Here is a 7,527-nt window from a genome sequence, read left to right as displayed (position 1 = left end):
ACCGGGCTCAGATCGAGTAAGCGACAAGAGCAGAGGAGTACCCGGAATGTTGCAGATGCACGGACGCGTCAAGAGCGTCAACACCACACCCCGCCCCGACGGCAAGGGTGGCACCTTCGACTCGACCACGATCGTGGTCGAGGGCTGGGGCAACACCTACTACGTCGAGCCCACCCGCGACTTCGGCCCGACCCCGGAGGTCGGTGACGAGGTGGCCATGGAGGTCACTCCTCGGCCGTACAACCGCAAGGACGGCAGTGCCGGCGTCGGCTGGCGTGGCGTGGCCCTCGTCCGCTCGCCCGCTCGCGCGGCTGGCTGACAGAAGGCCGGTGCGCCCCGTCGCTGCCTGCAAGCGGCGACGGGACGACTTCCCAACCCCGGCGAGTAAGCGCCGGGAGAAGGGCGGCTGTCATGGTCGCAGAGAACCAGGGGCTCCGTGCCCCGACTCGCTCGGATTTTGTAGACCCGGCGCCCGCCGTCGGGTGCCAGACGCCCGGATGCGGCTCGACCGCCTCCACGGCTCGTGAGGTCCTGGTGTTCGCCGGCGACGCTGGGGGGCCGCCGTCTCGGACGTGGATGTGTCCCTCTTGCGAGCGCGTTGCCAACGAGTACGGGATCGTCGCACGGGTGCTGGGCAAGCGCCGCTCGGTCGGCCCCGTGGACGTCGACGAGTCACAGGGCGTCCTGTGCTTCGGGTCGTGAGGTGTCTGCTGTGGGTGATCTTCTCCGTCTTGCTGGTGTTGCTCGTGCCGTCCTCCGCGTGGTCGGACGACACCGCGTCGCCGCTTGGCTCAGCCTCGGCATCGCCGTCGTCGTCTTCGTCGCCGGACTCGCCGCCCGATCCGACGCCGCCGGAGGACGAGCCCACGGACGGACCGCCCTCGGAGACGCCCTCGGCTACCTCGGAGGCCTCGCCCTCGCAGCCGGCGCCGTCGGAGCCTTCACCTGGGCCGTCGCCGCTCTCGGAGCCGGAGTCGCCCACGCTGCTCTGCGGCACGGCCGACAGCCCGTGCGTCGTGGAGGCGACTCCGGGAGCGATCGCCTTCCTGGCCCTCACGCAGGGCCTGATCTGCTTGTTCCTCGGAGCGCTGCTGGTCCGCTCGTACGGCTCTTGATGGGACGGCCGTCGTGACCAACTGGGCGGACTTTGCTCCGCTCATCAACTCTCTCTTGATCCCGCTGGGCACGGTGCTGCTGGTGCGGTTCTTCAAGGGGATGGCCAAGTGACTGAGTTGGGCGTCTGGGCAGATGCGGTGCGCTTCGTGCAGGTCCTGACGGTCGTTGGCCTCGCGGTGGGGACCCTCGCCGCGATCGTGTTCAGCCGGGATGACTGAGAGGAGGTAATGGACATGGACGGTCTCTCCGCTTCCGTGCTCGCCGGCTTTGCCGACGCGCCGGCCGAGCTGCTCCTGGTGGTTCCCGCGGCGCTCGGCGTCGCGGCGATCCGCTGGGGCGGCCCCGTGATGGTCGGGTTCTTCAAGCGCCTCGCCAAGTGACCTCTGGGGGTCAGGGTGCGGGCCGGTCCGCCACACGCACGGATCGGCCCGCGCTCTGGGCTCAGAGTCGGCGTAGCAGCCAAGTCGCGGCGGCGAAGAACGCGGCCACGATGGACGCGACTATCAGCCACTCGGCGCCCTGAGGGTTGCCGATGAGAGGAGACATGTGATGCATCGTAACTCTCGCAGCACCGCCGTGCTCTGCGTTGTCCTCGCGCTGGCGGTGGTGCTCGGCGGGCCGGTCGGTCGCGCGGCGGCCGACGGAGAGCCGGTGTACGGCACCACCTCGGGCGTGCTCAACTTCGGCGCGTCTGACGAATTTGGGGTGCTGCCGTGGCTCGCTGAGAAGGCCGGCTGGTGGGTGTCCTGCGACATCGCCGGCTACTGGAAGCGCTACCCGACCGGAGTGACTGAACTCCGGATCGTCGGTGGCTGCCGGCGCGGATGGTCGATGAACGACGGCGACCTCAAGGTCTGGGCAGACGTGCCGTCCTGTGGACGGATGGAGGCGAGCCCCGGCAACATCGACTCGCCGTCGGAGACCGGCTCGTTTGACGTCCTCATGGGCGCCGGCACCTCGTGCGGAATGCCCACGATACTGTGCGCGTCGGTGGATGGCGAGGGAGAGGTGTGCAAGGCGTGGAACGTCGGCGCCCCGCCAGGGGAGGTGCCGGCCGGCGAGACCAGCGGCGGGGGATGCCCGCTCGGAACGCTGATGAAGCCCTACGTGACAGCCTGGACGACCACGGGCAGCAGCGGCTCGTGGAGGTGGCAGCAGACGGTCACGCTGAGGGCCTTCGCGCAGTCGCCTGGCGCGCTCACGATCAACGGCACGACTGCGATCCTGAGCGGCTTCGTCTCGTACCAGTCAGGGACGGCGATATCGCTCGTCTCGTCTGCGCCCGATCAACGCAGGGACTCCGCCGGCACGAGCATCTTCACGTCGTTCCGCTACGCGCAGAGCGGCACGGCGACGCCCTCGGCAACTGATTCGGTGGTGCTGACGATCCAGGGACCGCTTCAGACAGGAGCGGTCGGCTCTCAGGCTTCACCGACCCTGAAGGCAGCCGGGTACTACCCCTCGCCCACTTGGGCGACTACGGCAGGCTCGACCGCATCCGAGGGCGGCTGGCCGACCCCGCTCACCGCAGCCCAGTGGAACGCGCTCTCTGGGTCCTCGTACCGGAACGCCTCGCAGTACGCCGGTCACACCAAGTTGTCGTGGTGCTACGCCGCGTGGGGCAACCCGGTCCAGGACAACGGCGAGGCGGTCCCGATGGGCACGCTGCCAACTCAGCCGGCTGGCACGACAGCCCCGCCGTACGTCGCCCCGCGCACGACCCCGCCGGTCATCTACGTGGGCCCCGAGACGGGCTGCCCGGCGGGCGCCGATCGCTGCATCGATCCGGATGCCAACGCCCCTGAGCAGCCCCCCGCGATCCCCGACCCGGAGGACGATTCGTGCAACTTCTCGATCACCGACCCGGCCACGTGGGGCGGGCAACTGATCTGCGTGATCGTCGCTGTCGCGAAGGGCATCATGGGGATGCTCGGAGACCTGCTGGGCCTCCTCGGCGGGCTGGTGGACGCGCTCCTAGACGGACTCCTGGCTCTCCTCGTCCCCGACGGGGACCACCTCGCAGCGGAACTGGACGGGGTGAAAGAGGCGTGGTCGACCAACACTCTAGGGAACTGGCTGACGGCCTTCACTTCGTCGGCGCCCACAGCCCCGTCGGGCGGCTGCTCGGGTCCGCACGTCTCGTTCCCCGTCCTGGACTCCACGTTTGAGTCGGACCCTCTGAATGCCTGCTCAGGCGCAGCGGCGACGTTCGCCGGCTACTGTCGAGCCTTCCTGACCGCGATCATCGTGTTCTTCGGCGCACTGGCGGGGCTTCGGGTTCTGGGCCGCGGCTTCGGCTGGTCCCCGGCAGTCGGTGGTGGTGACGGCCAGTGATCTTCGACGCCATCGTGACTATCATCGCCGGCATCGCACGCGGCATAGCGAGCCTCTTCGGAAGCCTCCCGGCTCCCACTTGGATAGGTGACTTCGGCTCGGCCTGGGGCTCCTTCGTCGGGCTGGGCGCCTCGCTCGACCCCTGGGTGCCGTGGAACCTCCTGGTGACCGTGGTGACAGCCATCCTGGCCTGCGTCGCCGTCTCGCTCGGCGTCAAGATGGTCCGCATCGTGCTCTCCCTCTTCACGGGCGGCGGAGGTAGCGCAGCGTGATCGCACTCGCCCTAACCGTCGTGGTCGCCGTCCTCTGGTGGCGTTACACCCGTCGACGCCGCGCAGACAGGCTCGCAGGCCTGGACGGCGCCGCCCCGACCTACACAGTCGCCCCGCCGGCGAGGCGGCTCGACCAAAGGAGCGACTACCGATGGTGATGAAGATGTTCCGCAACACAGAGAAGCGCGATCGCCGACGCGCGTACCTGGTGTGTGCCTACGTAGGAGCCAACGGTGGCGGAAAGACGGCCGCCATGGTGTGGGACGCCCTCCCGTCCCTGGAAGCCGGCCGCCCGGTCCTCTCGACGGTTCGCATCCTGGATTACGAGAACCCGAGGCAGTGCGACGACGAGATGTGTCAGGAGAACCCGGACCGCTTCGATCACTTCATGATGAGGCCCACCGACGCCGGCCGAGAAGCGATGATCCGCAACCAGAAGCGCATGGCGCTGTTCGGTCCCAACGCAGACCTAGAGCACGTAGAGGAGGTCTCGACCGGGGTCCATCGTGCCCCGCACCCACTGTGGATCCCGTGGGTCGAGTGGCAGCAACTCCTCGACATGAGGTTCGGCGAAGTGCTCGCGGACGAGATCACCGGCATCGCGGAGGCGCGCGGCTCCCAGACCATGCCTTTCGCGATCATCAACCACCTCCAGCAACTACGCCGCGCCGACATCCCGTTCCGGTACACCAGCCCGGCCTGGGATCGCGCGGACCTCAGCCTTCGGCAGCCCACCCAGACCGTCACGGTCTGCAAGGGCTCCTGGTCTACCGACGCGCCCCAGGACGGAGACATGCAGCGCGTGATCAGGGCCCGGCGCATGTTCAAGTGGCGGACGTACGACGCGATGGAGCTGACGGAACTCACCGAGGGCAAGCGGACGGAGTTGACGCCGGAGGTCAAGGACCGCCACTGGGGACCGGGCTCGCCCGCGTTCGCGGCGTACGACACCTTCGCCCCTGTGCTCACGGTCGGCTTCGTCACCGAGAGTGGCCGCTGTCACAAGTGCAACGGCACGCGGCCGACGCCCAAGTGCTCCTGCGCACCCCGGACGTATGGCGCCCCGGAACAGGCGCCGGACGGAGCGCCCGCGCGCAGGCGCGCAGCGCCGAGCACGGACGTACCGGCCGTCGCCGGCCCGGCCGCCGGTCGCCGCGTGCTCAGGGTCCTCGGGGCCGACGCGGCTCCGTAGTACGGCGCGCCTTCGCGGGGGAGCACGACCGGACCCCTAGCGTCAGCAGGCACAAGAGCAAAAAAGCGGAACCGGTCCTGACTCGCAATCAGAGACCGGTTCCTACGACCACACGAAGATGAGGCCTTCGGTGACGCCGCTTGCTAGCAGTGTAGACGCAACCCGCACTGGGGTAGCGCAGCACGACCCGCCGTCTTTCGACAGCATCTACGGCTGGGACTGGTCCGCGACCACCCACGTCGCCAGGGATCGCATCGTCAACGATCTGGTCTCGGCCATGGGCGCCGACCACGTACTCCCCGGCAAGGGCTTGCAGGGTTGGACTCAGTCGGTGGAGGCCTACGACTCTGGCGGCTACAAGTTGGGCGTCGTCTACTTCGGCGGCAACCGGGACGACGTCCACGTTGTCGCCACCTCTGACGTCGCAGATCAGACCCGAGCCCGCGTCGCGTTGTGGGAGGGTGCGCGCACCGCCAGGGTCGACACCAGGGTCGACACTCTCGTCCCCTTCCGCGAGTTGGACGCCATCATGGAGGACGCTGCGGCGTCGTACGGGTCCCGCATCACTCGTGTCGAGTCGTCAGAGCGGGGCCGCAGCCTCGGGCGCACGGTGTACCTCGGCGCGCCGTCGTCGGCCATCCGGGTGAGGCTCTACGAGAAGTGGCTCGAGTCGCCTGGCCAGTACGTCGAGGGGACGAACCGCGTCGAGGTGCAACTGCGGCCGGCATCCAGGGTCAAGGAGCGAGTCAGCGGCTGGACGAGGGCTCAGACGTTCTGCGCGTCCAAGGTCAGCCGCCGGCTAGCGGAACTCCTGGGAGACGATCTAGCGCCGAAGGCCAGCCTCCACGTCGCCCGGGCGACACCGGATCTAGAGCGCACGCTCGAGGTCATGGGACAGCAGTATGGCCCTGCCGTCGAGCGCTGGCTGGAACTCAGCCGCGGGGACATGGACACGGTGCTGAGCCACCTCCTTGCCGCCACTGGCTAGGAGCCGAAACGCTTCTCGGCGGCTTGCTTCGACGTCCCGATCGAGGACCCGATCTCGGACCACGAGTAGTGCTCGTGGAGCCCACTGCCCGCCTCCTTGACGGCGGCCGCCATGGCGCGCTGGGCTTCGACCAGCGCGACCAGCGCGTCCAGGTCGCCTCCTTCGGCCCTGCGCACTAGAGCCCGCGCCATACGGCCGAGGAACTTCCCCTGCTCGATACACTCGTTCTTGCGGTTCATGCCGACTCCTTCTCGTTGCAGATCCGTGAGAGGCCGCCAGTGCCGATCTGCCGGCCTCCGGGGGCCTCCGAGGGTGATTCCCTAGGGAGGGGGGTCGCGGCCGTTAGGCGGCGATTCTGGGTCAACCCGTGGTTGACGCCGCAAACGCGGCCACGGCCGCTCCGAGCGTGCACAGCAGCACGGCGAGCACCCGGAGGGGTATCGCGGCCGGATGCTCGCCCAACTCGTCCGAGGCCTTGACGAGCACGACGCCCGCCAGCGCGAGGAGGAAGCCGGCAGCGAACGCGAGCCACTGCCCGGAGGACAGTCCGTCGACGCCCATCAGCGACCACCGCGCTTCAACGCCTCTTCCGCGTCGAGCAGCTCGGTGTAGGCCGCGTCGACCCGCTTCTTAGCACGGTGCTCTGCTCGCCGGCAGTCGGGTGAGCAGAACCGGGGCCGTCGACCCTTGGCTCGTATCTCGGTGGCGTTTCCGCACCACGCGCAGACGCCCGCCTCGACTACCGGGGTCACTAGGGGCCGACCCTTCTCGTCCGTGTCGCTCATCGGGGGTCCGCCAGCGGGTCGACCTTCACGGAGTACGAATGGCCGAGACTGTGCACCAGGTCCGCGACCGCCGCTAGTTCGTCCGCCGCGCAGATGGCGCAGTAGTCCATGGGAGCGGCAGCGCCGACAGTGACGCGCACGGTAGGTGCCAGGTCGCACCCACCCGTCCGCTGGCACTCGTGGTTGGACACGTTGCTCTTTCGTATCGTGTTCATGGAACGATTCTATCCGTCGGCCGGTAGATTCGTCAAGGTAGACCGGAACGAAAACGGGCCGCGCGCCGGATGATTCGTCACGCCGCGGGCGGACGAAACTCGCCCAGGGTTCGCACCGCGCGGCAGCAAGAGCGCGGAGCGCGTGCCCCGTCGCCGCCCGGTGGTAGCACCCGAAGTAGCGCGGGATGGCCATACTGGTATGGAGCGCGCGGCCCCGCCCCCTCGTAGCAGCGCTTGAGACGTCCCCCTGCAGCGACCAGGAGGGTGGCTCCGGAACGCGATCGGGGCCGACCCCCGTGCTGTAACACGGGGGTAGGTTTGATGGTGCACCTGCTGTGGCCCTCGCCTAGGTCGCTCGATCCATACGTGACGGCAAAGTAAAGAATCAGCGTGTCGATTCGCGATCTGCTGACAGATCGCGTAGTGCATGTCACAGTCCTCCGCAGGAGGCGGTCTCCGATCCCCCAAGGTCAGGGACTCCTCAGCCGCCCGGCTGCAACCGGGCTCAGATCGAGTAAGCGACAAGAGCAGAGGAGTACCCGGAATGTTGCAGATGCACGGACGCGTCAAGAGCGTCAACACCACACCCCGCCCCGACGGCAAGGGTGGCACCTTCGACTCGACC

Annotated in this window: 8 protein-coding genes; 6 read left to right on the top strand and 2 right to left on the bottom strand. The window is 68.4% G+C overall.

Translation table 11 applies throughout. From position 1 onward, the window contains the following. Nucleotides 1–46 precede the first annotated feature (46 nt). From MRBLML1_RS23200 to MRBLML1_RS23175, 6 genes are all read left to right on the top strand, one after another. A complete protein-coding gene (locus MRBLML1_RS23200) occupies nucleotides 47–319 on the top strand; it encodes a hypothetical protein (RefSeq protein WP_364520612.1) in 273 nt (90 codons plus the stop codon). Nucleotides 320–1,349: 1,030 nt separating this feature from the next. Continuing rightward, entirely contained in the window at nucleotides 1,350–1,496 is a 147-nt protein-coding gene (locus MRBLML1_RS23195) for a hypothetical protein (protein ID WP_364520610.1), read from the top strand. A gap of 169 nt (nucleotides 1,497–1,665) precedes the next feature. Then, nucleotides 1,666–3,450 carry a hypothetical protein gene (locus MRBLML1_RS23190; RefSeq protein ID WP_364520608.1) on the top strand — a complete coding sequence of 595 codons (1,785 nt, stop codon included), beginning with the start codon at nucleotides 1,666–1,668 and terminating at the stop codon, nucleotides 3,448–3,450. Beyond that, nucleotides 3,447–3,722, top strand: a complete 276-nt coding sequence (locus MRBLML1_RS23185) for a hypothetical protein (RefSeq protein ID WP_364520606.1) — start codon at nucleotides 3,447–3,449, stop codon at nucleotides 3,720–3,722. The genes MRBLML1_RS23190 and MRBLML1_RS23185 overlap by 4 nt, the downstream gene beginning before the upstream one ends. A gap of 151 nt (nucleotides 3,723–3,873) precedes the next feature. Further along, nucleotides 3,874–4,914, top strand: coding sequence for a hypothetical protein (locus MRBLML1_RS23180; RefSeq protein ID WP_364520604.1), 1,041 nt, complete (start codon nucleotides 3,874–3,876; stop codon nucleotides 4,912–4,914). Nucleotides 4,915–5,044: 130 nt separating this feature from the next. Further along, on the top strand, nucleotides 5,045–5,902 hold the full coding sequence (locus MRBLML1_RS23175; RefSeq protein WP_364520602.1) for a hypothetical protein: 858 nt from the start codon (nucleotides 5,045–5,047) through the stop codon (nucleotides 5,900–5,902). On the opposite strand, the gene MRBLML1_RS23170 is transcribed toward MRBLML1_RS23175, so the two are convergent. Both MRBLML1_RS23170 and MRBLML1_RS23165 read right to left on the bottom strand, forming a co-directional pair. Further along, nucleotides 5,899–6,141 (bottom strand): hypothetical protein, encoded by a 243-nt coding sequence (locus MRBLML1_RS23170; protein WP_364520600.1) that lies wholly within the window; start codon nucleotides 6,139–6,141, stop codon nucleotides 5,899–5,901. The two genes, MRBLML1_RS23175 and MRBLML1_RS23170, sit on opposite strands and share 4 nt — an antisense overlap. A gap of 121 nt (nucleotides 6,142–6,262) precedes the next feature. Beyond that, nucleotides 6,263–6,463 (bottom strand): hypothetical protein, encoded by a 201-nt coding sequence (locus tag MRBLML1_RS23165; RefSeq protein WP_364520598.1) that lies wholly within the window; start codon nucleotides 6,461–6,463, stop codon nucleotides 6,263–6,265. Nucleotides 6,464–7,527 lie beyond the last annotated feature (1,064 nt).

It is taken from the genome of Nocardioides sp. LML1-1-1.1 (genome assembly GCF_040676175.1).
Lineage (GTDB): Bacteria > Actinomycetota > Actinomycetes > Propionibacteriales > Nocardioidaceae > Nocardioides.
This window is presented reverse-complemented; position numbering and strand designations above follow the sequence as displayed.

Bases quoted from the DNA above. Each gene is read 5' to 3' on its own strand.
- MRBLML1_RS23165 (WP_364520598.1), bottom strand. From the start codon at position 6,463: ATGGGCGTCGACGGACTGTCCTCCGGGCAGTGGCTCGCGTTCGCTGCC.
- MRBLML1_RS23195 (WP_364520610.1), top strand. From the start codon at position 1,350: ATGGACGGTCTCTCCGCTTCCGTGCTCGCCGGCTTTGCCGACGCGCCG.
- MRBLML1_RS23200 (WP_364520612.1), top strand. From the start codon at position 47: ATGTTGCAGATGCACGGACGCGTCAAGAGCGTCAACACCACACCCCGC.
- MRBLML1_RS23180 (WP_364520604.1), top strand. From the start codon at position 3,874: ATGGTGATGAAGATGTTCCGCAACACAGAGAAGCGCGATCGCCGACGC.
- MRBLML1_RS23170 (WP_364520600.1), bottom strand. From the start codon at position 6,141: ATGAACCGCAAGAACGAGTGTATCGAGCAGGGGAAGTTCCTCGGCCGT.
- MRBLML1_RS23190 (WP_364520608.1), top strand. From the start codon at position 1,666: ATGCATCGTAACTCTCGCAGCACCGCCGTGCTCTGCGTTGTCCTCGCG.